Source organism: Caulobacter sp. RHG1, from assembly GCF_013181195.1.
Taxonomy (GTDB): domain Bacteria; phylum Pseudomonadota; class Alphaproteobacteria; order Caulobacterales; family Caulobacteraceae; genus Caulobacter.
In genome coordinates, this window is the sequence record NZ_SMZP01000001.1 from 151471 (window position 1) to 176474 (window position 25004).

A 25004-nucleotide genomic window follows, 5' to 3' on the forward strand; every position below is an offset into this window, starting at 1 on the left:
AGCGAGCATGCGAGGGGTCGCGCTCGGAGCACTGCTGACGATCACGGCGCTGGCCATGGTCGGAACCGCGACGGCGCTTGCGCCTCGTGCGGCGGAGCCGTTCGACCAGACCCTGACCCTGGCCGGCGGTCCCGAGGCTGCCACCCGCCTTGCCTATCTCGACGATCCCGACGCCCCGATCGCCACGGCCCGCTATGGCGGCGAGCGCACGCACGCGACGCCGTCGGCGGAGACCTTCCCAACGCCCGCCGTCGCCACGGTCGCTCTGGCTGGCGGCCCGATCCAGGCGGCGCCCGTCCAAGTCGCGCCAGTCCAGGTCGCCGAAGCCGCGCCGGCGGAGTCTGAGGCTCCAGCCCGCGCCAAGCCGGCCCCGGAACCGCGCCCTGCCCCTCGACTGTACGCAGAGGCCAAGCCCGCGCCGCGCGGCCCCGTCCTGGCCCTGACCCACGCGCCGTATCGCCCGCTGCCCGGCAAGGTTCTGCAGGCGCGGGTCGACGACGAGCCCCTGCCCTTCACGCCCCTGGGCCTGCAGTCGGACGCGGTTCGCCGCCTGACCCTGAACGCCTCGAACCTGATGTCCCGAGCCACAGCCTCGGCCCAAGACCTCAAGCGTGGGCGGTGGCTGATGTACGCGGCCAGCTCGGGCAAGGCCTATGGCCTGAACCTGATCCGCGATACCTTCGGCGGCTGGCGCAACGCTGGCGTCAGCGAGGAAAAGCTGGCCCGCTTCGGCAGCCGCCAAGTGGGGGTGGGCTATCGCAAGGACAACCGCCAGGTCTCGCTGACGGCCACCCAGCGCAAGTTCCGCGGCATCGACTATTCCGACAAGGACATGGTCGTGGGCGTCACCGTCTCGGTGCGCGGGAAATAGGCCTAGCCCTTCCGCCGCCCACCGCGGGAATGGTTCGCCGTCATCGGATCGGGTTTGCGCGGCGGGGTCCAGCCTTCTGGCGCCTTGGGAACGGGCTGATCCGTCCCCAGCCCCATGCGTCCCGGAACCTGGCGCTGGAAGTAGGACGCTTGCGGCGCGCCCTCGACATCCCGGACATGGGCGCTGCGGCGGATGCCGTCGATCTGGTCGCGCAGCCTGGCGGCCGCTTCGAAATCCTGAGCGGCGACAGCCGTTTCCAGCTGCTCTTTCAGGTCGTCGAGGTGGGACACGCGCGCCTCCATGGGATGGACTCCCATGGAGAACGCATCAGGCCGAGGTTAGCCCCGCGCAGCGGCGATGCGAGCGCGGGCGATCTCGTCGGCGACCAGATTGGCCGGGCGCTTCTCGCGGATGGACTGGTCGATGACCTCGCCCAGGGTCTGGGCCAGGCGGTCCAGCTTGCCGGCCACCCAGGCGCCGTCGAAGGCCCCGCCGGCTTCAAGGGCGCGGATCTCGGCGGCCACATTGATGATGCCGCCGCCGTTGATGACGTAGTCGGGGGCGTAGAGGATGCCGCGGTCGAACACGGTCTGGCCGATCATGGCGTCGGCCAGCTGGTTGTTGGCGCCGCCGGCGATGACCTTGACCTTCAGGCGCGGCAGGGTCGTGGCCGAGATCGCGCCACCAAGCGCACAAGGGGCGAAGACGTCGGCCTCGACGTCGAAGATGGCGTCGGCCGGCACGATGGTCGCGCCGGTCTTCTCCGCGACTTCGTTGAGGGCCTGCTGGTTGACGTCGGCGATGGTCAGCACGGCGCCGGCCGCGTGTAGCTTTTCCGCCAGATAGGCGCCGACATGGCCCACGCCCTGGATGGCCACGTGCACGCCGCTCAGGTCGCGGTTCAGGGCGCGCTCGACGCACAGACGCACGCCGCGGAACACGCCCTCGGCGGTGACCGGCGACGGATCGCCCGAGGCGGCCGCGTGGCCCTCCAAGCCGGCGACGAAGCGGGTGGTCTTGCGGGTGTTTTCCAGGTCGGCCGGCGAGACGCCGACATCCTCGGCCGTCCAGTAGCGGCCGTTCAGGCTGTCGACGGCGCGGCCGAACGCTTCGAACAGCTCCGGCGTCTTCTGGCTGCGGCTGTCGCCGATGATCACGGCCTTGCCGCCGCCGAAATCGAGATCGGCCATGGCGTTCTTGTAGGACATGCCGCGCGACAGGCGCAGAGCGTCGGTCAACGCCGCCTCGCTGCTGGCATAGTCCCACATGCGGCAACCGCCGGCGGCCGGGCCGCGCGCGGTGGAGTGGATCGCGACGATCGACTTCAGGCCGGTTTTTTCGTCGAAGAAAGCGTGGACGCCTTCGTGTCCCTCGAAATCGGGGGAATCGAACAAGGTCATGCCATCGGTCTCGCGTCAGCCAGAATGAACTGATCGGCGGTTTACGCCCGCCGGCCGCCCGTCACAAGCCCTGTGACTTGCGAGAACGTTTCGGGCGCTTGGGCGCATCCATCGCCTTCATCGCCGCCACACTGGACGGGATCGACGGCGCGCCCGACGGCGGCCAGGGGCCTGAGGTCTCGCGCAGGAACGTCACCGCGTCACCCCAGACGTTGCGGGCCTGCTTGTCGACCAGAAGCAGGTGATGGCCTTCGGCGTAGTAGGCGGTCTTCACGCCTCGCAGCCGGGTCGAAGCCTCGATCGTCGGCTCGCGCGGAATGACCTGATCCTTGGCTCCGTAGAACCAAGCGGTCGGCGCGTGGACCTCGTCGGTCGACTTCCAGGCCCGCTCCATCAGGTTGACCAGGCCGTAGATGGTGTCCGACCGCGCGCCCCAGATCATCAGCGGGTCACGACCCATGCGGCGCAGCTCGTCGATATTGTCCGAGGCCATGATCTCGCGGGTCAGCCAGTCCGGCGGCTCGACCACCCAGCCCCCGACGGTATGGGCCGTCAGCCAGAGACTCAGGCGATTGGGCAGCGGCTGAGCCGACCAGCCCCAGACGGCAGGCGCGAACAGCATCAGCTTGTCGACCGGCGGCGGATTGGCGCCGGCCATGGCGCTGATCGCCAGCGCCCCGCCCATGCTGATCCCGGCCAGCGCGATCTTCGCCCCCGGATGCCGCTCGCGCAGCACCACGATCAAGGCGCGCAGGTCGTCCAGGACGAGATCGGCCGGCGCCCAGACCCCGCGCTCGGGCGAGCGGCCAAAGCCCCGGACGTCCAGGGCGTAGGTCGCGATCCCCTGCCCCGCCCACCAGTCGGCGGCGAGGTGATAGGCGTTGGCGTAGTCGTTCATGCCGTGAAGGCCGACGATGACCCAATCGGGCTCGCTCTGTGGCATCCAGCGCATCAGGCCAAGCTTGGCGCCATCGAAGCTGAGGAAGCCGTCATCGACGATCCGCGGCCCGCGAAAGCCCAGCGCCGCCAGCTCGGGCCTCTGCTTAAGCGGCGCGCAGGCGCTCAGCACGGCGGCGGACGCGGTCAGGATCAGGGCGCGGCGGTTCATAGCTTCAGAATGTCCGCGACACGCTGGCGAAGATAGGGCGTGACCTCGGCCTCGAACCAGGGATTGCGCTTCAGCCAGGCGGTGTTGCGCCACGACGGGTGCGGCATGGGCAGGACGTTCGGGCCGAACTCCCGCCAGCGGGCGATGGTCTCGGTCATGGTCTTGCCGGTTCGGCCCGGCAGCGCCCAGTCTTGAGCGTAGCTGCCGACCAGCAGGGTCAGCTCGACATTGGGCAGTTCGGCGAGAAGCTGCGGCCGCCACATCGCCGCGCAGCGCGGCGGCGGCGGATAGTCGCCGCCCTTGGGGTTGGTCCCTGGAAAGCAGAAGGCCATGGCCGCCACGCCGATCTCCGGCCGGCCGTAGAAGGTGTCGCGATCGATCCCCATCCACTGCCGCAGACGCTGGCCGGACGGATCGTTGAACGGTAGCCCGGTCTCGTGGACCAGCCTTCCTGGCGCCTGGCCGGCGATCAGGATGCGGGTCTCTTCCCGCACCCGGGTCACCGGCCGGGGAACGTACGGCAGATACGGCGCGCACGCCCGGCAGGCGGCGATGTCGGAAAGGAGCGTGTCGAGCGGCATCGGCGAGGATTTAGGATCGCATCGCCGAACGCCAAGCGTGACTAGTCTTCCTCAGCGTGACTAGTCTTCCTCGCCGTCGATGTCGTCTTCGACGACCGTGTCCTCGAAGCTGGTCGGGTCGCCTTCCAGCCGGGTGCGGATGCGATAGACGCCGCGGAATTTCTCCGGATTGACCGGCTTGTTGTGGCGCAGGATCACCACCTTGCCCTCGCGGGCCAGCTCGATGGCGTTGGTGCGCACATGGCCCAGGATCTGCTGCCAGCGCTCGGGCTGGACCGCCTTGGCGACGTTCATCGGGTCGATCGACTTGCCCTCGGCCAGCGGCGCCAGCAGGGACAGGATGGTGTCTTGGATCGGGGAGGTCATGGACGCTCCCTTGCCACGGATTGTCAGCAGAGGCGAGAGCGGCGGCTTGCGCCGGCGAATGCGCCCTTCTAACTGAACATCGATAAGAACAAGCGGAGGGGACCGACATGGACGGCGGCAACGAGATCAGCAGCGGACCGCGCCTGGTGGACGGCGGCGAATGGGCCGGCTGGCGGACCTGGTCGGGGCTGGATCCGTTCGAGGACCAGTCGGGGCCGTTCTATTTCCGCGAGGATGACGCCGGCGTCGTCACCACCGCCTTCCGCGCCGAGACCAAGCACATGAACGGCGGCGGCTTCATGCACGGCGGCTGCATGATGACCTTCGCCGACTTCTCGCTGTTCGCCATCGCCTGGAAGGAACTGGCCGACAGCCGCGCGGTGACCGTCAGCCTGAACGGCGAGTTCGTCGGACCCGCTCGCCCCGGCGACCTGGTCACGGCCACCGGCGAGGTGGTCCGCGCCGGCGGCTCGCTGCTGTTCGTGCGGGGGCTGATCTCGACCGGCGGGAGCCCGATGCTGAACTTCTCGGGCGTGGTGAAGAAGATCCGGTCGCGCTAGCGCTACACACCCGCCTTCGCCGCTGGCCGCGCGTTCATCTCGGCGAGCCAGCGGTTCACGTGCGCCAGCTCCGCGTCGGGCCGGAATCGGACCATGCGCGCGAAGTCCAGGCCGGTGACGGCGATGATGTCGGCGATGGTCACGCGGTCGGCGGCGATGAAGGGGCTCTCGGCCAGGCGCCGGTCGAAGACTTTCAGCGCCCGTTCGGCGGCCTTGCGGTTGCTCTCGGCGATCTCGGGGACCTGGGTCTCGATCGCCGCCAGCGCCGGGTGACCATGGCGCACGGCCATCATCAGCGGGGTCGACAGCAGCATCTCGGCCCGACGCGTCCACATCTCGATCACCGCCGTCTCGCGCGGGTCGCGACCGAACAGGTTCGGCTCGGGATACACGCTCTCCAGATAACGGCAGATGGCCACCGACTCGGTGATGGTGGTGGTTTCGTCGATCTCCAGCGCCGGCACGTTGGGCAGGCCGGCCTTGGCCAGGTAATCGGGCTGGCGATGCTGACCGCCGAAGATGTCGATGTCGACGATCTCGACGTCCTCGATCCCCTTCTCGGCCATGAACCAGCGCACCCGACGAGGATTGGGCGCACGACGGCTGTCATAGAGCTTCACAACAAAAATCCTCCCGGCTTTTGACCGGGAGGATGGCTTGTCTTCCGCTAGGGAATGAAAGGGCGTTACAGCCCGAACAGCACCCGCGGCATCAGGCCGACCAGCGAGCCGGTCAGGCAGGTGGCCAGGAAACCGGCCATCATCGCCTTCCAGACCAGGCCCAGGATTTCCTGGCGGCGCTGGGGGACCAGGACCGAGAAGCCGGCCACGTTCATGCCGACCGAGCCGATGTTGGCGAAGCCGCACAGGGCATAGGTCAGGATCATGCGGCTGCGCTCGTCCAGCGTGCCCACGGCGATCTTCGACATCTGGATGAAGGCGGTGAACTCGGTGAGGATCAGCTTCACGCCCAGCAGGCCGCCGGCGGTGCCAGCTTCCTTCCACGGCACGCCCATGGCCCAGGCCAGGGGCGAGAAGACCACGCCCAGGCCGCGGGCGATGCTCAGCGGCTGGCCGCCGACGTCGGGCATCGCGCCCAGGAACTTGTCGACCATGGTGGCCAGGGCCACGAAGACGATCAGGGTGGCGCCGACGTTCAGGGCGATCTGCAGGCCGTCGGTGGTGCCCTTCATGACCGCGTCGATGGCGCTGCCATAGGTCTTGTCCTCACCGGCTAGGTCCAGGTCCGCGCCCTTCTCCATCGGGTCGGACGGCACAATGATGCGGGCCAGCAGCACGCCGGCCGGAGCCGAGATGATCGAGGCGGTCAGCACGTGGGCCGCGGCGTTGGGCAGCACGCCGGCCAGGATGGTGGCGTAGGCGACCATGGTCGAACCGGAGACGCAGGCCATGCCGACCGTGATCAGCATGAAGAGTTCCGAGCGGCTCAGCTTGTCCAGATAGGCGCGGATGAAGATCGGGCCTTCGATCTGGCCCATGAAGATGGTGGCGGCGGTGGCCAGGGCCGGCGGACCGCGCAGGCCCAGGGTCTTCTGGAAGATGAAGCCGAAGCCTTGAGCGGCCCACTTCAGGATCTTCCAGTGCCACAGCAGCGCCGACAGGGCGCAGACCACCAGGATCACGGGCATGACCCGGAAGGCGAAGATGAAGCCGGCGCCCGGATTGTTGACCGGATAGGGCTGCTCGCCGCCGGCCAGGAAGCCGAACACGAAGGCGGTGCCGGCCTGGGTCGAGCTGGCCAGGCCCTCGACGGCGCCGTTGACGCCCTGCAACAGCTGGCGCGCCTGGGGCAGGCCGAACAGGACCAGCACCAGCAGCACTTGGACGAAGATGGCGGCGATCGCCAGCACCCAGGGGAATCGCTTGCGATTCTCGGAAACGAGCCAGCAGAGGCCCAAGGTGAGCGCCAGACCCGCCAGGGCTTGGACGTTCTCAGGACGGAACATCAAGAGGAAGACCTTACAAAGAGGCGACGCCCCCGCGACGCCAACCAAGGGCGCAGAATGACACCAAGACGCCCGCCTCGCGCAAGCGGCTTGCTTAGGGAATGGTTAAGGAAGCGGCGAAATGCCTCGTCCAGACCCCTGAACGTCATCCCGCGCATAGGGCGCGGGATGACGATTGAAGCTTAAGCGGTTACGCTGGCTCCGCTGCTCACCGCCTTGGTCGCCGAAGAAGACGTCAGGGCCGTATCCAACTGGGCCAGCAGCTTCTGCATCAGGTCCGACGCGGCCGTGGAGCCTGACATCAGGCTGGCCAGGGTCGAGGACGTGTCTGTCCCCGTCGCCTTGCCTTGATCCAGCATGGCGTAGAACTCGCCGCCGCTCAGCGAACCATCACCATCCTGGTCGGCGGCCTTGATCAGACCGGAAGCGGCCTCAGCCGAGTCGGTCTCGCCGGCGGCCAGTTCCTCGGCCGAGACGACCCCGTCCTGGTTCGCATCCAGGGTCTCGAACACGCCGCTGGAGCCCGACGAGCCTTCGGCGCCACCACCAGGCGGCGGCCCGGGCGGCGGACCGCGCATGGCCTGAGCAGATGACTGGCGTTCGGCCGCGGCGGTGATCGCAGACGAGATCTCGGACGACGACAGGCTGCCGTCGCCGTCGGCGTCCAGCGCGGCGACGATCTTCGCCGCCAGGTCGTCCTGGCCAGCCCCGCCAGCCTTGTCGGCCGACAAGGCCGTGGAGAGCTCGCTGGTGGTCATCAGGCCATCGCCGTCGGCGTCGCCGGCCTCCATCAGGGAGCTGGCCAGCTCGTCGACCGACTGGGTCGACAGCAGCGACGAGAGTGTGTCGCCACCGAAACGTTGGCCCGCCCCGCCTTCGGCCCGCATCGGCGGCGGCCCGCGACGCTCACCCCCGCCCTGCACATTTTGCCCGCCGCGCTGCTCACTTGGGCCGAATTGGCCGACCGCCTCCGTGGCCTTCGCGCTCATCGGCTGCAGCTGGCGAAGCTGAGCCAGGCTGGCCGTCGAGCCAGCGCTGCTTATGGTCATGACACACACCCTCTGTTGCGAGACCGCTTCGTCGGCGGCCTTCGTTCGCGCCGAGACGCCGGCGCGTGAGGTGCGCAGCGAAAAACATTCCACATTTCAGCCTGTTGCGGCGATGAAATGAGGCAGGTTCTGGGCAGCTCAGATCTGCGCGCGCCCGTTACCCCGATTTAACTTGGCCGCTGGACGTTCGCCGGTCATTGCTGCAACCGTCGATTGGGGGCAGCGGCCTGGACACCGCCGCTCTTTTGGGGGAAATGCGAAGCATGTCGCTGGCCTTGGCCACTCTGCTTTACGAGTGGCGTCGTTACATGGCGGCCGTTGTCGCCCTGGCCTTTTCGGGCCTGCTGGTGCTGGCCTTCCTGGGCATGTTCATGGGCATCGGCAAGGCGTTCACCGCCCAGATCGACCGCGCCCGCGCCGACATCATGGTGCTAGGCCCCGGCGCCACGGCGCTGTTCAACGGCGGTCCCTCGGGCCTGCCGCGTCGCATGATCCCGCTGGTCTACAGCCATCCAGAAGTGCTTCAGGTGGCCCCGCTGGACGGCTCGGGCGGCCGTTTCCAGAACATCCTTAGCCCTGAGCAGATCGCCAAGGCCGAGGCTCGCGCCAAGAAGGGCGGCAAAGGAAAAGGCGGCGGCGGAGGCGGACGCAAGACCGAGTTCGTCAACGTCACCGTCATCGACGCCATTCCCGGCTACGTCACCGTGCCGACCGACTATACCGACGCGATGATCGAGGCGCTGCGCCAGCCCTACACCGTGGCCGTCGACCAGACCGCCCTGGCCCGCCTGGGCGTCAAGAAGGGCGACAAGGCCCTGTACAACGGCAAGACCGTCACCGTGGCCGTGGTCACCACCGGCTATCCCAACATGATGCAGGCCTCGCTGGTCATGTCGCGCGACACCCTCCGGATGCTGGGCGAGGCCGACACCGGCCAGCGCGTCGGCCCGCTGATGGTCCAGATCGCCGATCCTTCGCGCGCCGAGCTGGTCGCGGCCCAACTGAACGCCAAGGCCGACGGTAAATTCCGCGCCTGGACGCGTCAGGAGCTGGCCGACGCCAACTCGAACTCGATGCTGAAGGAGAGCTTCATCAGCATCATCCTGATCTTCGCCCTGATCATGGGCGCGGTGATCGGCATGGCCATCACCTGGCAGACCCTGCGCGGCGCAATCATGGCCAATATCAAGGAGTTCGCCTCCTTGCGCGCTCTGGGCGTATCGATGGGCTCCCTGCGGACCATCGTCATGGAGCTGAGCTTCTGGGTCGGCGTCGCGGGCATCCTGATGGCGGGCGTGTTCACCTGGATCGTCTCCAGTCTCGCGGCCATGGGCGGCCTGCCGATGTCGTTCCCGATCCCGATGGTCGTGGCCATCGCCTTCTTCCTCCTGGTCATCGCCATTCTGTCGGGCCTGCTGTCGCTGGGCATCCTGAAGAAGAGCCAACCTGCGGACCTCCTGCGATGAGCGGCAATAACAGTCACAAGCAGGGCGAATCCGCGCTCACCGCCAAGGGTGTCGTCAAGCGGTTCAAGACCGGCCGCACCTTCATCGAGGTGCTCAAGGGCGTGGACTTCGACGCCAAGCATGGCGACGTCACCATGGTCATGGGCCCCTCCGGCTCGGGCAAGTCGACCCTGGTCGCGGCCCTCTCGGGCCTGCTGAAGCCCGACGAAGGCATCGTCTCTGCGCTGGAAGCCAAGGACCTGTGGGCGCTGCCCAGCGGCCGGATCGACAAGTTCCGCCTCGACCACTGCGGCTTCATCTTCCAGGGCTTCAACCTGTTTCCCGCCCTCACCGCCAAGCAGCAGGTGATGACCGCGCTGAAGTACCAGGGCGTCGGCAAGAGCGAGCAGGCCCGGCGCGCCCAGGCGGCGCTGGAGTCGGTGGGCCTGGGACCGCGCGTCAACCAGCGCCCGTCCGAGCTGTCGGGCGGCGAGAAGCAGCGCGTGGCCATCGCCCGCGCCCTGGCCAAGAACCCGAACCTGATCTTCGCCGACGAACCGACCTCGGCCCTCGACGGCAAGAGCGGCGAGACGGTGATCAAGCTGCTGCGCGCGGCCGCCACCGAGCGCGGCGCAGCGGTGATCTGCGTGACCCACGACCCGCGGTTGGAGGCCTATGCCGACCGCGTCATCCACATCGAGGACGGCCGGATCCTGGACGACGTGCGGAGAACGCCCGACGCCCATCCCGCCTCACTCAGCCACTGATTTCCTGGGGGAAATGTCCAAGATGCCCGCGTTCCTGCGCCGCCCCGCCACCTACATCATCCTGGTCGTCGTGCTGCTGCTCGGCGGCGGCGTCTTCTACATGAAGGGCCAGGCGGCCGAGAAGAAGAAGAAGCTCGAGGCGGCCGCCCGCATGGAGGAGCCCTCCCCGTATGCCGCCATCGCCCAGGGCAAGGCCGACGTCGAAGGCGGCGTGATCCAGGTGGCCGCCCGCCGCCAGGGCATCATCCGTGAAGTCTTCGTCCAGGAAGGCGACGTCGTGAAGAGCGGCCAGCCGCTGGCCAAGCAGGAGGACGACGACGTCCGCCTGGCCTCGCAGACCGCGGCGGCCGCCCTGTCCTCGGCCAAGGCCCAGCTGACGCTGTTCCAGGTGCAGCTGCGCACGGCCCAGCGCGAGTACAACCGCCTGCAGAGCCTGACCGCTTCGAACTACGTCGCCGCCCAGCGCCTGGACACCGCCCGCGACCAGATCGCCTCGGCCCAGGCCAATATCGGCGCCCAGCAGGCCGCGATCAGCGTCGCCTCGGCCCAGGTGGCTCAGGCCCAGTTCAACCAGGAACTGACGATCATCCGCGCTCCGGCTGACGGTCGTATCGCCCGCCGCCAGGCCAACCCGGGCGCCGGCGCCTCGACCCTGAACGTCACGGCGATGTTCGACCTCGAACCCAACACCCAGCGCATCGTCCGCGCCGAGATCGTCGAGGCCGACATCCCCAATGTCGCCATCGGCCAGGAGGTCGAGATCCAGCCCGAGAGCGATCCCACCAAGACCTATGTCGGCAAGGTCCTGCGCCGCGCCGGCGTGTTCGGCGCCCGCAAACTGGCCTCCGACGACCCCAGCCAGCGCAGCGACGAGCGCGTCGTCGAGGTGGTGGTCAGCGCCGACAACGCCGCCCTGCTGGTCGGCCAGCGCGTGCTGGTGAAGTTCATGAAGCCCGGCCAGAAAGCCGGCGTAAAGCGCGACAAGCCAGCCACCCCGGTCGGCGGCGGCATGACGAAGAAGAAGGCATAGGGGCCGCGCGCGAGCCTATTCCCATTGAAACGCCGCGCGGCTACCGCGCGGCGTTTTCATTTGAAGCCTTACTGTCCATGGCGCAGTTCCAGCTCACACTGGCCAACTATCGCGATCCCCAACCGGACCATCGCTTCTGCTAATTCGCGCAGCCGCTCCCGACATGTCGGTTCTGCGAGTGACCGAACCCAGAGGATTTCAACGCTGCTTTCCAGCAGGGTCTTAGCATCGGCATAGTTCTGATCCTGCAAATGCAAGGCGGCTGCGCCCCAGCGAAACCTGGCCAACTCACGACCAAAATCGCCATAGCGCCCCGCTAGCTCAACGACTTGCGAATACCGCCTGTCGGCTTCGAGACATGCATCTTTAGCCTCTTCTACCTCCCCGATTCGCTGAAGGAGATAACGCAGCCGATCCCAACAGATCGCCACGTCGCGTACGGCCAAGAGGTCCTGTGGACAGGTTTTGAGGCGTTTCCTCGCGTGTCCAAGAGCCTTTCGATCAAACAGCTCGGCGTCTTCTAATCGGTTTTCGCTGAAAGCCTCTCGTCCGAGTATCGCATACCGATAGACATACTCGTTCGCTGGCATTGGAAGCTCGAAGACGTTCAACAGCTCCTCCTCCCCCATTCTAGCGCACCAGAGTGTTCTCACTGCTAGCTGCCCCAGACAACTCCGTTCACAAGGCCAGTGTAAGGCACAACAAGCGAAGTTTCGACGGCGGCAGCAAGTCTAAGGGCCGCGCGCCCTTAACCCTGTTTGGTCAGTCCCGCTTAAGGCTTGGGGACCAGATTGCCGGCGAATCCGAGAGGAACTCGCCGTGCAGGTCTCCGCCGCCAATACCGCTACCTATACGCCGCGTCCCGCCGCTCCGGCGCAGACCCCGTCGCCGGCCGTCGACCTGACCCAGCTGGCCGTGGCCCAGACCAACGTCAAGATGACCGCCGCCGCCGGCGCAGCCCTGGCCCAGACCACTGGTGAACTGACCGGCACGCTGGTGAACATCTCCGCCTGAGACAAGACAGGCCAGGATCGCTCCTGGCCCTTTGCATGTCGGGTCCCCGCCGGCCCTAGAGCAGCGCGCGGTAGACGAAATTGCGGAACCGCGCCTTGCCCTGGCCGGCCGCATAGAGACCCGGCTTCAGCATCAGGAAGCCGCCTCGGACGTTGTGGTGGTAGCCGCTGACCTCCATGCCGCGGTCGAACCGTTTCCAGGTCTTGCCGCCGTCCCCGCTGGTGTGGAAGCTGACGATGTGGCGGTTGTTGCGCACCTTCATCAGCATGCGCCGACCATAGGGATTGGCCGGCCGGCCGCGCTCGATGCCGTACTGGTGGGTCACGAAGCGCTTTTCGTCGAAGCCGACGCCGCAATAGAGCTGGCGGTCGTAGAACAGGATCAGGCCGGCGGTGACGCCCGGGTCGATCTCGATCTCGCACTCGTACTCGTAGGCCTGGTCGCCGTTGACGAACAGCAGCGGCGAGGATGTTGAGGGGGCCTGGCCGGCAGCGGTCAATTCCAGCGCGCCGCCCACCCGGTTGAACCGCTTGGGCTCCTCGGGCGTGGGACCGAAGAACGCCCACTGCACGCCGCGCTTGTCCGTACTGAAGTCGTCCGACAGCGCGAAGCCATGGGTGACGGCCTTGCCGCCCTTGGGCTTGGCGATCGGCTTGGAGAGATCACCGCCGCCGAAGGTGAACCAGCCGTCGGCCGTCCACTTGACGGGCGCCAGCAGGGTCGAACGACCCAGGGTGTAATAGCCGTTCTCATAGCCGTGATAGACGCCCCACCAGTCGCCGGCCGGCCCCTCGACCAGGCTGGCGTGACCGCGCGACCACCACATCTCGTTATTGTCCTGCGTTCGGACCAGCGGATTGTGCGGGCAGTTCTCCCAAGGGCCGTTGATCGACTTCGAGCGCGCGGCGATCACCTGGTGGCCGGTCGGCGGTCCGGCCGTGCCGCCGATGGCGGTGATCATGTAGAAGTACTCGCCGCGGCGCAGGATCTTGGGGCCTTCGGGCGCGAAGCCCTCGACGTCCCAGTCCTCCGGATAGCGCCAAGCGTCATAGACGTGCTCGGGCTTGCCTACCGTACGCAAACCGTCGGCGGTGAGCTTGACCCGGTCGCCGCCGTTGAGGAACAGCCACCGCGCCCCGTCCTCGCCAACCGCATGGCCCGGGTCGATGTGACCGGGCAGATCCAGGTCGATCGGATCCGACCAGGGGCCTTCGATCTTGTCGGCCCAGACCACCCAGTTGGTGGTCCTGGACTCCGGGCTCGCCGTCTTCTTGGTCGGGAAATAGATATAGTAGCGCCCCTCGTGCTTGATGATCTCGGGCGCCCAGACCGAGCCGATGTTGCGCTCAAGCGCGGTCGCCAGCGGGCGCCAGTTCACCAGATCCTGCGAGTGCCAGATCAGCAGGCCCGGATAGCTCTCGAAGGTCGAGAACGTCATGTAGTAGTCGGCGCCGTCCTTCAGGATGGTCGGATCGGGATGGTCGCCGGCCAGGATCGGATTGAGGAAGCGGCCGTCGCCCAGGTCGGCCTTGCGCTGGCCCTCGAACGTTGTCTTCCAGCGCGAAGCGGCCGGCTGCGCAGGCAAGCGCCCCATTGCTCCAGCTGACTGGGCTCCAGCCGACGGGGCCGAGGCCGACGCTGCAAAACCTGCGGCCGCGACGGCGGCGCCTCCGAGAACGGCCCCAAGCGCGCCGCGCCGTGACAGATGGGTCATGTCGACCTTCCCCCAAAACATCGTCTCGACCGGCCACGATCGATCATATTCTCTGAGTAATTCATGGCGTGCTTGTCGTCGACCGATAAGTACGAAAATCTTCACTCATTAAGGAATTCGGCGATGATCTTCGCTTCAAACGGCTTCGCCTAGACGCTGTCGCGCCGCCAATGTTCCGTCGCCTCGCTCACGATCAATATATTACTCTGACAAAATAGGCAGACTGAGCGCTCAGCGCTCTTGGCGGAGGCTTGACGACGGCGACGCCCCGTTACGACGGCGAGAACGCCAGGCCGAGCTCCAGGATCATGAACACCCGATCGTGGCTCCGCCGGATCTCCAAGTCGCGGATGCTCAGCACATCGCCCCCACACACATCCCCGCGTGGATACCGACAGGCGCGCACGCGCCGGACGGCGGCGACCTCCCCTTGACGCCCCCTCTCCCGCGCCGCACAAACGCGTCAAACCAAACACGCGTTTGAGGAGACAAAGGGCATGGCGGACATCCGCTTCGACGGCAAGGTCGCGATCGTTACGGGCGCCGGCGGCGGGCTTGGCCGCCAGCACGCGCTGGAGCTGGCCCGGCGTGGGGCCAAGGTGGTCGTCAACGATCTGGGCGGCAGCGTCGACGGTTCGGGCGGCTCGTCCGAAGCGGCCCAGAAGGTCGTGGCCGAGATCGAGGCCTTCGGTGGCGAGGCTATCGCCCACGGCGCTTCGGTGACCGACGACGCCGGCGTTGCCGACATGGTCAAGACGACCATGGACAAGTGGGGCCGCATCGACATCCTGATCGCCAATGCCGGCATCCTGCGCGACAAGACCCTGACCAAGATGGATCTGGCCGACTTCGAACTGGTCATGCAGGTGCACGTGTTCGGCACCTTCAAGCCGATCAAGGCGGTCTGGGACATCATGAAGGCCCAGAACTACGGCCGCATCGTCGTGACGACCTCGTCGTCGGGCATGTACGGCAACTTCGGCCAGAGCAACTACGGCGCGGCGAAGATGGCGGTGCTGGGCCTGATGAACACGCTGAAGCTCGAGGGCGCCAAGAACGACGTGAAGATCAACGCCATCAGCCCGGTCGCCGCCACGCGCATGACCGAGGGCCTGATGCCGCCGGAAGTGCTGGCCAAGCTGGCCCCAGAATATGTCACCCCGGGCGTCGTCTACCTGGCCTCGGACGAAGCCCCCACCGGCGCGATCCTGACCGCCGGCGCCGGCGCCTTCGCCCTGTCGCGCATCTACGAGACCGAAGGCGTCTATCTGGGCGAAGACGGCCTGTCGGCCGAGGAAGTCCGCGACAGCTGGGACAAGATCACCGCCGAGGACGGCCAAAAGGCCTACTTCAACGGCGGCGAGCAGGGTCAGAAGTTCTTCCGCAAGATGGCGGGCGGCTGATCCTGATCAAGCTTTCGCAGAACGCGCCTATGCGAACAGCAAGGTTTTGACATAACGATGATTGATGCGGGGTCTTTTCGGCCCCGCATCTGTTACAAATCCGACAAAATTCACGCTTGGGACAATTAAAAGCAACGCTCTTTGACCGGATGCGTTAGAGGCAGCGCTCCGTGAACGCCGCAAGGTTTTCAACGAGCATCTTCCTCCCCAAGAAGGTCGGTCATAATCATGTCTCTCTCGCGTACCCGCCTCGCCGTCGGCGTGGCCTTCGTGGCGCTCGTCGCCGCCTCTCAAGCCTCCGCCTCGGCGTTCTACCTGCAGGAACAGTCGGTCCGCGCCTCGGGCCGCGCCTATTCGGGCGAAGTCGCCGACAAGGGCGTCGGCAGCCTGTGGTGGAACCCCGCGTCGATCGCCGGCATCGAGCGCAGCGAAGCGCAGATCGGCTTCCACGCCGTCCAGGTGAACTCGAAGGTCGTCAACAACGGCTCGACCATCACCCGTCCCGTCCCGCCCGCCGGCGTGACCACCCCGATCGGCGGCGCCCAGACCGCCTTCGACCCGATCAATGACGGCGTCGTGCCGAACGGCGGCGTCGCCTTCCGCATCAACGACCGCCTGTCGGTCGGCGTTTCGGTCGCCGCGCCCTACAACTTCACCACCGAGTACAACAACGACAGCTGGACGCGTTACGACGCCCTGAAGTCGCACCTGCTGACGATCAATGTCGACGGCGTCATCGCCTACAAGGTCAGCGACTTCCTCGACCTGGGCGTGGGCGTCACCGCCCTCTACGCCGACGCCGAGCTGACCAACGCCCTGCCCAACATCTCGCCGCTGCAACCCGACGGTTCGCAGTCGCTGAAGGGCGACGGCTGGGCCTACGGCTACACGGTCGGCGCTCAGATCCACCCGTCGTCGAACTTCACGATCGGCGCCAGCTATCGCAGCAAAATCGACCAGAAGCTGGACGGCAAGGTCTCGATCGCCGGCCTTCTTGCCCCGATCCCGGCCGCCAACAACTTCTCGGTCGACGGTCAGGCCAAGATCACCCTGCCCTGGATGGCCAACATCGGCGCGCGCTGGGCGGTGAACGACCAGTGGACGCTGAACGCCTCGGTCAGCCGCATCGGCTGGAGCGAGTTCGACGCCATCCGCGTCAGCTTCCCGGGCGGCGCCTCGACCAGCGTCCAGGACTACAAAGACACGACCAGCTATGCCGCGGGTATCGACTATCAGGCCACCCCGCGCCTGACGCTGCGCACGGGCGTCCAGTACGATCCGACCCCGACGCCGGACGTCGGCCGCACCGCCCGCGTGCCGGACGGCGACCGCATGATGTACGCCGCCGGCGCCACCTGGGTCGCGACCGACAACATCAAGCTGGACGCCGCGATCAACTACATCAGCTTCGACGACTCGGAGATCAACCGCGTCGACGTCACGCCCACCGGCTCGACCGTGCGCCAGTTCGGCGACGTGACGGGCCACGCCGTCGTGCTGTCGGCCGGCGCCCGCTTCAGCTTCTAAGCAGAGCTAAGGCTGAAACGAGAAACCCGCCCGGAGCGATCCGGGCGGGCTTTTTGTGGTCAGTGGCTGATGGTCTTCCACAAGGTCTGGGCCGCGGAGACAAACACCTCGGCCGCCTGCCCCTTGGGCTCGCCGATCACGGCCGGAACGCCCTGGTCGCCGCCCAGGCGGACGGCGATCTCGATCGGGATCTGGCCCAGCAGCGGCACGCCCAGGCGTTCGGCCTCGGCCACGCCGCCGCCTTCACCGAAGATCGGGATCGGAGCGCCGGTCGACGGATCGGCGAAGAAGGCCATGTTCTCGATCAGGCCCAGGATCGGGGTGGCGGTCTTCTCGAACATCACCGCCGCGCGGCGGGCGTCGATCAGGGCGATCTCCTGCGGCGTGGTCACCAGCACGACGCCGTCGATGCGCAGCTTCTGCACCAGGGTCAGCTGGACGTCGCCGGTGCCGGGCGGCAGGTCGACGACCAGCACGTCCAAGGGCTGATCTTCCGAGCCCCAGGCCACGTCGTGGATCATCTGGCGCACGGCCGACGAGGCCATCGGCCCGCGCCAGATCATCGCCTTGCCCTCGTCGACGATGAAGCCGATCGACATCACCTTGACGCCGTGCGCTTCGAGCGGTTGCAGCTTTTCGCCCTCGAACAGCGGATCGCCGTCGACGCCCATCATCTTGGGGGCCGAGGGACCGTAGATGTCGGCGTCCAGCAAGCCGACGCGCAGGCCCATCTTGGCGAAGGCGACGGCGAGATTGGTGGAGACGGTGGACTTGCCCACCCCGCCCTTGCCCGAGGCCACGGCGATGACATGGCGGACGTGAGCAGGCTTTTCCGCGCCGGGCGGCGGGACGATGCGGGCTTGAGGGTCTTCCTTGATCGACGCGCCCTTGCGGACCCGGGTCGCCCCCTCGGCGGCCTCGGAGGTCAGCACGACCTGGGTGGTCTCGACGCCAGGCAAGGCGGCCAGGGCCTGCTCGGCCAGCTCGCGGACCGGGATGTAGCGGCCGACCTGACGGGCCGGCACTTCCAGCACGAAGCCGGCGCGGCCATTGCGGACCACCAGGCCCTGGACGAGACCGGCGGTCACCAGTCCCTGCCCGCTCGCCGGATCGACGATCTGGTCCAGCGCCGTGCGGGCGTCGTCGAGAGTAGCGGTCACGGGCGGGCCTCCTGATACAGGGGGCTCATATCCGCGTGACCGCCGGCTTTTACAAGTCCGTGGAAGCGCTTAGCGCTCCACGATGTCGCGTTGCTGCGGGGCCAGCTTGGCCAGCAGCTTGTTCTGCGCGGCGAAGGGCACGCCTTCCTTGTCCATCGCGAACTGCAGGTTCTCGATCAGGGCGTTCATGTCCTTGTTGGTCGTGCCCTGGTCCTTGTGGGAGTCCTTCATGTTGCGGCCGGTGTAGTCGCAGCCGCCGCCCAGGATGTAGCAGAACTGCTCCTTCAGGGTCCGCTTCAGCCGCACCTTGTCGGCGGCGGCGAAGAAGTCCTTGATGCGCGGGTCGGCGAAGTTGCGCTCGACCAGGGTCTCGACGATGCGGTCGATGCCCTCCTTGCCGTGGAAGGCCTCGAAGGTCTTCTGGTCGGTCATCGGCGTGGCGTCAGCATTCGCGTTGGACTGCTTGTAGGCGTCAACGGGCTTCTCGCCGGGCGGAACCACCGCCTCCTGGGCGAAGGCCGAACCGGACAGGGTGATCGCGGCGAGGCCGGCGAGGATGAAGCTTTTCATGATCGCGTTTCCCTTAGAAGCCGGCCTGCAGCGACAGGTACAGCCCGCGCTGGTTCTTGAAGGTGGCGATGTCGCCCAGGTCCACATAGGCGGCGGTCACCGACAGGCTCTTGTTGACGGCGTAGGCGACGAACAGGTCCTTCCAGTCGTCTTCCTTGGCGAAGCCCAGATTGCTGGGCTTGGTCCGGTACTCGGCCCCGACGACCAGGCGCTTGCTCAGCAGATAGCCGGCCGAGCCCTCGAACTGAGGCTTGTAGGCGTTGCTCTGGTCGCCGCCGAAGCCCAGCAGGCCCATCTGGTTGGCCTTGGTCAGGCGCACCGTGCCGTTCAGCACCAGCGACTTGTCCAGCAAGAGCTTGGTCGCCGCGACATAGACGTCGACGCCGCTGTCCTTCTTGGCGCCGACGGCCCGGACGATGGCGTCCTGATTGTTGTCCTTGTACTGGACGCCGACCGCGATCTGCGGGACCCAGCTGTCCTGCTCGTACACGGCGTCGCCCAGGACCTTGACCTTGGCGCCCAGCACCGTCTGCTTGAAGGTGAAGCCCTTCCCCAGACCCAGCTTGGCGCCCGTCGCGCCGGTGTCGAACTCCTGGCGCGCAGCCGACAGCTCGACGCGATCATGCCAACCCACCGCGCCGCCAAAGGCGCGAAGCTTGTAGTCCTTGACGTCGACATAGGTCCCGTGGACCTCGCCGCCGACGCCGCGATTGGTCTCGTTGCCGGCGATCACCGCCCAGGAGGTCAGGCCCCCGCCAGCCCCGCCCTCGACCGCGCTGACGCCGTGGGTCAGCAGCAGTTTGCCGCCCGTCTCGATCTCGCCGGCGTGCGCGCCACCCGCGGCGCAGACGCCCAGGGCCATCGCCGCCAGCGCGGTTTTCGAAAGTCGTTTCATAAGGCCCCTCCTGATCGAGCTGGCCGCGAGCTTTGCCGCAGACCAACGCGCAGGACCCTTGCCGTGAAAGTTCTTACGGAGAGTTTTCGAGTATAGGAAAAAACCCAAAACAGGTTGTCGCACCCCGTGTCGCACCTGCGACAACTCTACGCTCCCGTTGACGCGCATTTCACTCCGCCCAAGCTAGGAGAAATCTAATGAAACGCATCGTTCTACTTCCGATGGTTGCGCTCTGGGGCGGACACGCACTGGCGGGCGACTTCACCACGACGGTCCGTGGGACCGATGGCAAGCCCGTGCCCGACGCCGTGGTCATGGTCTATCCGAACGGCCAGCCGACCAAGGGTCCGATCAAGTTCCCCTGGGCCTACCGCGTTGCGCAGCAGAACATCCAGTTCAGTCCGTTCGTGCTGGTGGTCCCGGTGGGCGCCGACGTGTCGTTCCCGAACCTGGATAAGGTTCGCCACCACGTCTATTCGTTCTCGGCCGGCAACAAGTTCGAGATCAAGCTGTATGGCCGCGAGGAAAATCGCACCGCCAAGATGAACGCGGCGGGCGTCGCGGCGATCGGCTGCAATATCCACGACCAGATGGTCGGCTTCATCCGCGTGGTCGACACCGCCTATGCCGGCAAGACGGACGCCAACGGCGTGGTGACGATCCAGGACGTCCCGGCCGGCGCCGTGGTCGCCAAGGTCTGGCACCCGTATCTGCGCGGCATGAAGAACGAAAAGACCCTTACGACCACCAGTCTTCCCGCCGGCGCGGCGCGCGAAGCGGTGTCGATCGAGCTGCGGGCCCCGGCCCCGCACTGATGTTCCAGCGCCTCCAGACCAAGCTCACGGTGCTCTACGCCGGGCTCTTCGCCCTGGCGCTGAGCCTCGTGGCGGTGACGGTCTATGTGGCGATCGCCAGCAACGCCCAGCGCACCGTGCGCCAGGAACTGGCCGCGTCGGGCACGGTCTTCGACCGGGTCTGGGCCCTGCGCACCCAGCGCCTGCAAGACGGCGCAGACCTGCTTTCCCGTGATTTCGGCTTCCGCGCCGCCATCGCCACCCATGACCGCCCGACCGTGGAGTCGGCCATCGCCAATTTGCGCCAGCGCCTGGGCCTGGACCTGGCCTTCACGGTGGGCGTCGACGGCGACGTGACGGGCGTGGATCCCGCGCGCCTGGACCTCGAGAAGCTGTGGGGCGCGCTGGACGCCGAAGACGGCGCTCAGGGCGTGTTCGCCATAGACGGCCAACCCTACCAGCTGATCTCGGCCCCCATCCTGTCGCCAACCCTGACCGGCTGGATCGTGTTCGCCGCCCGCCTGGACGAGCCGGAGATGCAGGCTCTGGAGAAGCTGTCGGCCATCGGCCTGGACGCCCAGGTCTTCGACCTGCGCGGCGGCAAGTGGATCTCGGCTGACCACGGCCCGGCCAATCCCGCCCTGACGGCCTTCGTCGGCCAGGCCATGCACGACAAGGTGAGCGAACCGCGGATGCTGCGCGGCGGGGCCGACAGCCTGGTGCTGGTCAAGCCGATCAAGGCTTTGGACAAGGCTTCCGGCGCGGCCCTGGTGCTGCGCTACCCCATGGCCCAGGCCATGGCCCCCTACCGGCCATTGATGGGCGCCGTGGTGATCGTCGGCCTGATCGGCGCCGCCTTGGTCGCCGCTGCCAGCTGGGCCTTGTCGCGCGGCATTTCCAAGCCGATCGTGGCGCTGGACGAAGCCGCTCAGCGCCTACAGCGCGGCGAAGAGGTCATCGTCGAGGTCACCACCCGCGACGAGATCGGCCGCCTGGCCCAGAGCTTCAACCTGATGGCCGGCGAAATCCGCGAGCGCGAGGCGGAAATGACCCGCCAAGCGCTGCATGACGGCGAAACAGGCCTGCCCAACCGCCGCGCCCTGGAGCGCACGATCGAAGGTCGGCTGACCGGGATCGGCGCCAACCAGCAAGTCGTCGTCACCGCCGTCGGCTTCGATCGCTTTCCGCAGGTGCGCGCCGCCATCGGCTATGAACTGGCCACCGAACTGGTCGCCAAGCTGGGCCAGCGGATCATGGACATCGCGCCTGGCGCAATGGTCGGCCGACTGACCACTTCGATCCTGTGCGTGATCTCGGACAATGACGACCTGGACGCGGTGCTGGCCATCATCGACTCTGTCCTGCCGCAGCTGGAGGCCCCGATCCTGCTCGGTGGCGAACCGGTCGACGTCCACATCACCCACGGCCTGGCCGCGGCCAGCGTCGGAGAACTGGACGCGGCTCGCCTGATCGAACGCGCCCTGATCGCCCTGGACCAGGCTCGCGCCGCCCACAAGAAGATCATGGCCTTCGACGCCGAGGCCTATGGCGACCCGGCCGCCAACCTTTCCTTGATGAGCGAGATGCTGGAGGCCGTGCGCAGCGGCGCGCTCTATCTGAACCACCAGCCCAAGCTGGATCTGCGCACCGGCGCGATCTCCGGCGTCGAGGCCCTGGTGCGCTGGAACCATCCGACCCGCGGCTTCGTGCGTCCGGACCTGTTCGTCGGCATGGCCGAAGAGACCGGCCACATCCGCGCCCTGACCGACTATGTCCTGGCCCAGGCCATCGAGGATCAGGCCCAGCTGCGCGCAGCCGGCCATGACGTGCTGATGTCGGTCAACGTCTCGGGCCGCCTGATCGACGACGCCGACTTCGCCCGCCACGCCCTGGCCAAGGTCAAGGCGGCCGGCGCTCGCCTGTGCTTCGAGATCACCGAGACGGCCGTGATCGGCAATCCCGACGTCGCCTTGGGCGTGCTTGAGCGCTTTGCCGACGCGGGCATCGCCGTGTCGATCGACGACTACGGCTCAGGCCTGTCGTCCCTGGCCTATCTGAAACAGATCCGCGCCGACGAGCTGAAGATCGACAAGGCCTTCGTCATGACCCTGGAGTCGGGCGGCAAGGACGCCCTGCTCGTCAAGTCCACGATCGACCTGGCCCACAGCCTGGGCATGAAGGTCACCGCCGAGGGCGTCGAGACCCGCGAGGGCCTGGCCGCCCTGCAGCTGATGGGTTGCGACCTCGCCCAAGGCTATTTCGTCGCCAAGCCGCTGGGCCTGGACAAGCTGGTCGCGTTCCTGGGCGAATGGTCCATCGACCTGCCGGCGGAAGCGCCGGCGCGGAAGCTGGCTTAGGTCGACGCCTTCAGCAGCTCCATCACGTGGTGCAGGCTCTCGGCGATGTGGATGCACTTGTCGTGCATCTCCTCGTTGGGATCGAGGATGTCGGGCACCATCACCGTCATCATGCCGGCCGCGTGGGCGGCGCGCACGCCGGGGTGGCTGTCCTCCAGCGCCAGGCAGTGCAGCGGGTCGACGCCGATGCGCTCGGCCGCCAGCAGATAGGGATCGGGATTGGGCTTGTGCCGGGTGACGTCCTGGTGAGCGACCACCGCGTTGAAGCGGCGCAGCAGGTCGAAGCGGCCCAGATACTTCTCGACCGCCGGCAGGCCGTTCGAGGTCGCGATGCCGCGCGGCAGGCCCAGATCGTCCAGATAGTCGAGGATCTCGACCACCCCCGCCTTCAGACGGGTCTCGGCGGCCAGCAGGTCCTCGACGTCGGCCCAGACCCGCTCGTAATAGGCGCGAACGGGAAAGCTCTCACCGTACAGGCCCTGCAGCATCACACCGCATTCCGGGGTCGTCTTGCCGACCATGGCGGCATAGGTCGCGCCGGTGAACTCGACGCCGAACACGCTTCCTGCCTCGATCATCGCCGCGCGATAGACGGTCTCGGTGTCCAGCAGCAGACCGTCCATGTCGAAGACGACGGCGTCGACGCGGCGGGGGAAGCTCACGACCAGAACTCCGCAGCCCTGTAGCCCTGGAAGTACAGCAAGGTCGTCAGGTCGGTGTGGTCGACCTTCGCGTGGGCCTGGGCGGCGACGATCGGCTTGGCCCGATAGGCCACGCCCAGGCCAGCGGCCTCGATCATGGCCAGGTCGTTAGCGCCGTCGCCCACGGCCAAGGCGTCGGCCGGCGTAAGACCCAGGGCCGAAGTCTCTTCGTTGAGGGCGGCCAGCTTGGCCTCCTTGCCCAGGATCGGATCGCCGACCTGGCCGGTCAGCGCGCCGTCGGCCTCGATCAGGGTGTTGGCGCGGTTCAGGTGGAAGCCCGCCGCCTGCGCCACCCGGCTGGTGAAGAAGGTGAATCCGCCCGAGACCAGGGCGCAGCGCGCGCCGTGCTGGGCCATGGTGCGCACCAGGATCTCGGCGCCCGGGTTCAGCTGCACGCGCTGGTCGTAGCAGCTCTGCAGCGCCTCGACGCCCAGGCCCTTCAGCATGCCGACCCGCTCGCGCAGGGCGCCTTCGAAGGCCAGCTCGCCGCGCATGGCGCGTTCGGTGATCTCCGAGACCTTGTCCTTGACCCCGGCGAAGTCGGCCAGTTCGTCCAGGCATTCGACATTGATGATCGTCGAGTCCATGTCGGCGATCAGCAGGCGCTTGCGGCGGTTCTCGATGGACTGAACGGCAAAGTCGACCGCCAAGGCGGCGAGGCCTGACTTGACCGCCTCCAGGTCGCCGCCCTCGATGAAGAAGTCTGCGGCCAGCGGCCCCAGATCCTCGCGACGGGTGGACAGCCCGGCTTCGACGCGCGAAACGGCTTGGGCGTAAGCGTCGGGGCTTGCCCCCACGATGGTGAGGACGGTCGGAATGGTGGAGAGTTCGGACATCGTGCCCCGCATCTGGCTGATCGCGGGACCGACCGCAAGCGGCAAGTCCGCCCATGCGCTGGATTTGGCGCAGCGGATCGGGGCTGAGATCGTCAACGCCGACTCCATGCAGATCTATGCGGACCTCCGCGTACTCACGGCTGGACCGCCGCCCGAGGAGACCGCCCTCGCCCCGCATCACCTGTTCGGCGTGGTCGATGCGGCCGTCGGCTGGTCGGTCGGCCGCTGGCTGGAGGCGGCGACCAAGGTCCTTTCCGAAATCGAAGCGCGCGGAAACCCGGCCATCGTTGTCGGCGGCACCGGCCTCTATTTCCGCGCCCTGACGCACGGCCTGGCCGATGTGCCGCCGGTGCCCGAGACCCAGCGCGAGATCTCCGGCCTGCTCTACGCCGCCCGCGGCGAGGAAGAGTTTCGCGAGATTCTCAAGCCGCTGGACCCCGAAGCCGAGGCCCGCATCGAGGTCGGCGACCGCCAGCGGCTGGTCCGCGCCCACGCCGTGGCCGTGGCCACCGGCAAGTCGCTGACCGCCTGGCAGACCGACACCAAGCCGGCGCTGCAGCCCGGGACCTGGAAGGGTTTCGTTTTGGATCCGCCCCGCCCCGAGCTCTACGCCCGCTGCGACGCCCGCCTGTCGGCGATGGTCGAGCATGGCGCGCTGGACGAGGTGCGCGCCATGGAGGCGCGTGGCCTGGACCCGTCTCTCCCCGCCCTCAAGGCCGTGGGCTATCGCGAGTTCGCCGCCCACCTGCGCGGCGAGACCACGCTCGACCAGGCCCTGGACGCCGCCCGGCAGGAAACCCGCCGCTACGCCAAGCGCCAGCTGACCTGGTTCCGCAACCAGACGCCCGACTGGGAACGCGTCGTTCCTTGATCGCCTGACGAAAGAAAAA

General features: G+C 67.3%; 26 protein-coding genes. 11 read left to right on the forward strand and 15 right to left on the reverse strand.

Annotated features, from left to right (window positions below):
• The first annotated feature begins 7 nt into the window (after nt 1-7).
• Nucleotides 8-871, forward strand: coding sequence for a hypothetical protein (locus tag E1H18_RS00760; protein WP_172262755.1), 864 nt, complete (start codon nt 8-10; stop codon nt 869-871).
• A 2-nt stretch (nt 872-873) separates the two neighbouring features.
• Here E1H18_RS00760 and E1H18_RS00765 read toward each other — a convergent pair whose 3' ends face one another.
• From E1H18_RS00765 to E1H18_RS00785, 5 genes are all read right to left on the reverse strand, one after another.
• A complete protein-coding gene (locus tag E1H18_RS00765) occupies nt 874-1161 on the reverse strand; it encodes a UvrB/UvrC motif-containing protein (RefSeq protein WP_172262757.1) in 288 nt (95 codons plus the stop codon).
• A gap of 48 nt (nt 1162-1209) precedes the next feature.
• Entirely contained in the window at nt 1210-2271 is a 1062-nt protein-coding gene (locus tag E1H18_RS00770; protein WP_172262759.1) for a Glu/Leu/Phe/Val dehydrogenase, read from the reverse strand.
• A 61-nt stretch (nt 2272-2332) separates the two neighbouring features.
• On the reverse strand, nt 2333-3379 hold the full coding sequence (locus tag E1H18_RS00775) for an alpha/beta hydrolase (protein WP_172262761.1): 1047 nt from the start codon (nt 3377-3379) through the stop codon (nt 2333-2335).
• On the reverse strand, nt 3376-3960 hold the full coding sequence (locus E1H18_RS00780; protein WP_172262763.1) for a uracil-DNA glycosylase family protein: 585 nt from the start codon (nt 3958-3960) through the stop codon (nt 3376-3378). The genes E1H18_RS00775 and E1H18_RS00780 overlap by 4 nt, the downstream gene beginning before the upstream one ends.
• A gap of 60 nt (nt 3961-4020) precedes the next feature.
• Nucleotides 4021-4326, reverse strand: coding sequence for a DUF3253 domain-containing protein (locus tag E1H18_RS00785; RefSeq protein ID WP_172262765.1), 306 nt, complete (start codon nt 4324-4326; stop codon nt 4021-4023).
• 107 nt (nt 4327-4433) lie between these two features.
• Here E1H18_RS00785 and E1H18_RS00790 point away from each other — a divergent pair, with 107 nt between their 5' ends.
• Entirely contained in the window at nt 4434-4886 is a 453-nt protein-coding gene (locus E1H18_RS00790) for a PaaI family thioesterase (protein WP_172262767.1), read from the forward strand.
• A 2-nt stretch (nt 4887-4888) separates the two neighbouring features.
• On the opposite strand, the gene E1H18_RS00795 is transcribed toward E1H18_RS00790, so the two are convergent.
• The 3 genes from E1H18_RS00795 to E1H18_RS00805 all read right to left on the reverse strand — a co-directional run bounded on the left by E1H18_RS00795 (nt 4889) and on the right by E1H18_RS00805 (nt 7901).
• On the reverse strand, nt 4889-5506 hold the full coding sequence (locus E1H18_RS00795) for a glutathione S-transferase N-terminal domain-containing protein (protein ID WP_172262769.1): 618 nt from the start codon (nt 5504-5506) through the stop codon (nt 4889-4891).
• Between the two features lie 65 nt (nt 5507-5571).
• Nucleotides 5572-6852: a NupC/NupG family nucleoside CNT transporter gene (locus tag E1H18_RS00800; RefSeq protein ID WP_172262771.1), complete on the reverse strand. Its 1281-nt coding sequence runs from the start codon at nt 6850-6852 to the stop codon at nt 5572-5574.
• Nucleotides 6853-7034: 182 nt separating this feature from the next.
• On the reverse strand, nt 7035-7901 hold the full coding sequence (locus E1H18_RS00805; RefSeq protein WP_172262773.1) for an EF-hand domain-containing protein: 867 nt from the start codon (nt 7899-7901) through the stop codon (nt 7035-7037).
• 263 nt (nt 7902-8164) lie between these two features.
• Here E1H18_RS00805 and E1H18_RS00810 point away from each other — a divergent pair, with 263 nt between their 5' ends.
• From E1H18_RS00810 to E1H18_RS00820, 3 genes are read left to right on the forward strand one after another with little or no spacing between them, the layout of a single operon-like run.
• Nucleotides 8165-9367: an ABC transporter permease gene (locus E1H18_RS00810; RefSeq protein WP_172262775.1), complete on the forward strand. Its 1203-nt coding sequence runs from the start codon at nt 8165-8167 to the stop codon at nt 9365-9367.
• The gene (locus tag E1H18_RS00815; protein ID WP_172262777.1) at nt 9364-10113 is read left to right on the forward strand and encodes an ABC transporter ATP-binding protein; all 750 of its coding nucleotides are present in this window, start codon (nt 9364-9366) and stop codon (nt 10111-10113) included. Before E1H18_RS00810 ends, E1H18_RS00815 begins: the two co-directional genes overlap by 4 nt.
• A 22-nt stretch (nt 10114-10135) precedes the next feature.
• The gene (locus E1H18_RS00820) at nt 10136-11143 is read left to right on the forward strand and encodes an HlyD family secretion protein (RefSeq protein ID WP_172263846.1); all 1008 of its coding nucleotides are present in this window, start codon (nt 10136-10138) and stop codon (nt 11141-11143) included.
• A gap of 68 nt (nt 11144-11211) precedes the next feature.
• Here E1H18_RS00820 and E1H18_RS00825 read toward each other — a convergent pair whose 3' ends face one another.
• Nucleotides 11212-11754 carry a hypothetical protein gene (locus E1H18_RS00825; RefSeq protein WP_172262779.1) on the reverse strand — a complete coding sequence of 181 codons (543 nt, stop codon included), beginning with the start codon at nt 11752-11754 and terminating at the stop codon, nt 11212-11214.
• Between the two features lie 208 nt (nt 11755-11962).
• Here E1H18_RS00825 and E1H18_RS00830 point away from each other — a divergent pair, with 208 nt between their 5' ends.
• Nucleotides 11963-12157: a hypothetical protein gene (locus E1H18_RS00830; protein WP_172262781.1), complete on the forward strand. Its 195-nt coding sequence runs from the start codon at nt 11963-11965 to the stop codon at nt 12155-12157.
• A 55-nt stretch (nt 12158-12212) separates the two neighbouring features.
• Here E1H18_RS00830 and E1H18_RS00835 read toward each other — a convergent pair whose 3' ends face one another.
• A complete protein-coding gene (locus E1H18_RS00835) occupies nt 12213-13871 on the reverse strand; it encodes a family 43 glycosylhydrolase (protein ID WP_172262782.1) in 1659 nt (552 codons plus the stop codon).
• A gap of 497 nt (nt 13872-14368) precedes the next feature.
• On the opposite strand from E1H18_RS00835, the gene E1H18_RS00840 reads away from it, so the two are divergent.
• Both E1H18_RS00840 and E1H18_RS00845 read left to right on the forward strand, forming a co-directional pair.
• On the forward strand, nt 14369-15274 hold the full coding sequence (locus E1H18_RS00840) for an SDR family NAD(P)-dependent oxidoreductase (protein ID WP_172262783.1): 906 nt from the start codon (nt 14369-14371) through the stop codon (nt 15272-15274).
• Between the two features lie 228 nt (nt 15275-15502).
• Entirely contained in the window at nt 15503-16801 is a 1299-nt protein-coding gene (locus E1H18_RS00845) for an outer membrane protein transport protein (RefSeq protein ID WP_172262784.1), read from the forward strand.
• A gap of 59 nt (nt 16802-16860) precedes the next feature.
• On the opposite strand, the gene E1H18_RS00850 is transcribed toward E1H18_RS00845, so the two are convergent.
• From E1H18_RS00850 to E1H18_RS00860, 3 genes are all read right to left on the reverse strand, one after another.
• Nucleotides 16861-17961 (reverse strand): P-loop NTPase, encoded by a 1101-nt coding sequence (locus tag E1H18_RS00850; protein ID WP_172262785.1) that lies wholly within the window; start codon nt 17959-17961, stop codon nt 16861-16863.
• A gap of 69 nt (nt 17962-18030) precedes the next feature.
• Nucleotides 18031-18531 (reverse strand): group 1 truncated hemoglobin, encoded by a 501-nt coding sequence (locus E1H18_RS00855; RefSeq protein ID WP_172262786.1) that lies wholly within the window; start codon nt 18529-18531, stop codon nt 18031-18033.
• Nucleotides 18532-18544: 13 nt separating this feature from the next.
• On the reverse strand, nt 18545-19426 hold the full coding sequence (locus tag E1H18_RS00860; protein ID WP_172262787.1) for a DUF3034 family protein: 882 nt from the start codon (nt 19424-19426) through the stop codon (nt 18545-18547).
• A gap of 197 nt (nt 19427-19623) precedes the next feature.
• Between E1H18_RS00860 and E1H18_RS00865 the strand changes: the two genes are divergently transcribed.
• The gene (locus E1H18_RS00865) at nt 19624-20241 is read left to right on the forward strand and encodes a methylamine utilization protein (RefSeq protein ID WP_172262788.1); all 618 of its coding nucleotides are present in this window, start codon (nt 19624-19626) and stop codon (nt 20239-20241) included.
• Nucleotides 20241-22577 carry a bifunctional diguanylate cyclase/phosphodiesterase gene (locus E1H18_RS00870; protein WP_172262789.1) on the forward strand — a complete coding sequence of 779 codons (2337 nt, stop codon included), beginning with the start codon at nt 20241-20243 and terminating at the stop codon, nt 22575-22577. The genes E1H18_RS00865 and E1H18_RS00870 overlap by 1 nt, the downstream gene beginning before the upstream one ends.
• Here E1H18_RS00870 and E1H18_RS00875 read toward each other — a convergent pair.
• On the reverse strand, nt 22574-23239 hold the full coding sequence (locus tag E1H18_RS00875; protein WP_172262790.1) for an HAD-IA family hydrolase: 666 nt from the start codon (nt 23237-23239) through the stop codon (nt 22574-22576). The genes E1H18_RS00870 and E1H18_RS00875 overlap by 4 nt on opposite strands.
• The gene (gene serB / locus E1H18_RS00880) at nt 23236-24114 is read right to left on the reverse strand and encodes a phosphoserine phosphatase SerB (protein ID WP_172262791.1); all 879 of its coding nucleotides are present in this window, start codon (nt 24112-24114) and stop codon (nt 23236-23238) included. The genes E1H18_RS00875 and serB overlap by 4 nt, the downstream gene beginning before the upstream one ends.
• On the opposite strand from serB, the gene miaA reads away from it, so the two are divergent.
• Nucleotides 24095-24985: a tRNA (adenosine(37)-N6)-dimethylallyltransferase MiaA gene (miaA, locus tag E1H18_RS00885; RefSeq protein WP_172262793.1), complete on the forward strand. Its 891-nt coding sequence runs from the start codon at nt 24095-24097 to the stop codon at nt 24983-24985. The two genes, serB and miaA, sit on opposite strands and share 20 nt — an antisense overlap.
• Nucleotides 24986-25004 lie beyond the last annotated feature (19 nt).

Excerpts from the sequence above, each read along its gene's own strand:
- E1H18_RS00800 (WP_172262771.1), bottom strand. The coding sequence starts at position 6,852 with ATGTTCCGTCCTGAGAACGTCCAAGCCCTGGCGGGTCTGGCGCTCACC.
- E1H18_RS00780 (WP_172262763.1), bottom strand. The coding sequence starts at position 3,960 with ATGCCGCTCGACACGCTCCTTTCCGACATCGCCGCCTGCCGGGCGTGC.
- E1H18_RS00770 (WP_172262759.1), bottom strand. The coding sequence starts at position 2,271 with ATGACCTTGTTCGATTCCCCCGATTTCGAGGGACACGAAGGCGTCCAC.
- E1H18_RS00815 (WP_172262777.1), top strand. The coding sequence starts at position 9,364 with ATGAGCGGCAATAACAGTCACAAGCAGGGCGAATCCGCGCTCACCGCC.
- E1H18_RS00840 (WP_172262783.1), top strand. The coding sequence starts at position 14,369 with ATGGCGGACATCCGCTTCGACGGCAAGGTCGCGATCGTTACGGGCGCC.
- E1H18_RS00790 (WP_172262767.1), top strand. The coding sequence starts at position 4,434 with ATGGACGGCGGCAACGAGATCAGCAGCGGACCGCGCCTGGTGGACGGC.
- E1H18_RS00870 (WP_172262789.1), top strand. The coding sequence starts at position 20,241 with ATGTTCCAGCGCCTCCAGACCAAGCTCACGGTGCTCTACGCCGGGCTC.
- E1H18_RS00805 (WP_172262773.1), bottom strand. The coding sequence starts at position 7,901 with ATGACCATAAGCAGCGCTGGCTCGACGGCCAGCCTGGCTCAGCTTCGC.
- E1H18_RS00835 (WP_172262782.1), bottom strand. The coding sequence starts at position 13,871 with ATGACCCATCTGTCACGGCGCGGCGCGCTTGGGGCCGTTCTCGGAGGC.
- miaA (WP_172262793.1), top strand. The coding sequence starts at position 24,095 with ATGGTGGAGAGTTCGGACATCGTGCCCCGCATCTGGCTGATCGCGGGA.
- E1H18_RS00855 (WP_172262786.1), bottom strand. The coding sequence starts at position 18,531 with ATGAAAAGCTTCATCCTCGCCGGCCTCGCCGCGATCACCCTGTCCGGT.
- E1H18_RS00845 (WP_172262784.1), top strand. The coding sequence starts at position 15,503 with ATGTCTCTCTCGCGTACCCGCCTCGCCGTCGGCGTGGCCTTCGTGGCG.
- E1H18_RS00820 (WP_172263846.1), top strand. The coding sequence starts at position 10,136 with ATGCCCGCGTTCCTGCGCCGCCCCGCCACCTACATCATCCTGGTCGTC.
- serB (WP_172262791.1), bottom strand. The coding sequence starts at position 24,114 with ATGTCCGAACTCTCCACCATTCCGACCGTCCTCACCATCGTGGGGGCA.
- E1H18_RS00810 (WP_172262775.1), top strand. The coding sequence starts at position 8,165 with ATGTCGCTGGCCTTGGCCACTCTGCTTTACGAGTGGCGTCGTTACATG.
- E1H18_RS00785 (WP_172262765.1), bottom strand. The coding sequence starts at position 4,326 with ATGACCTCCCCGATCCAAGACACCATCCTGTCCCTGCTGGCGCCGCTG.
- E1H18_RS00865 (WP_172262788.1), top strand. The coding sequence starts at position 19,624 with ATGAAACGCATCGTTCTACTTCCGATGGTTGCGCTCTGGGGCGGACAC.
- E1H18_RS00860 (WP_172262787.1), bottom strand. The coding sequence starts at position 19,426 with ATGAAACGACTTTCGAAAACCGCGCTGGCGGCGATGGCCCTGGGCGTC.
- E1H18_RS00760 (WP_172262755.1), top strand. The coding sequence starts at position 8 with ATGCGAGGGGTCGCGCTCGGAGCACTGCTGACGATCACGGCGCTGGCC.
- E1H18_RS00775 (WP_172262761.1), bottom strand. The coding sequence starts at position 3,379 with ATGAACCGCCGCGCCCTGATCCTGACCGCGTCCGCCGCCGTGCTGAGC.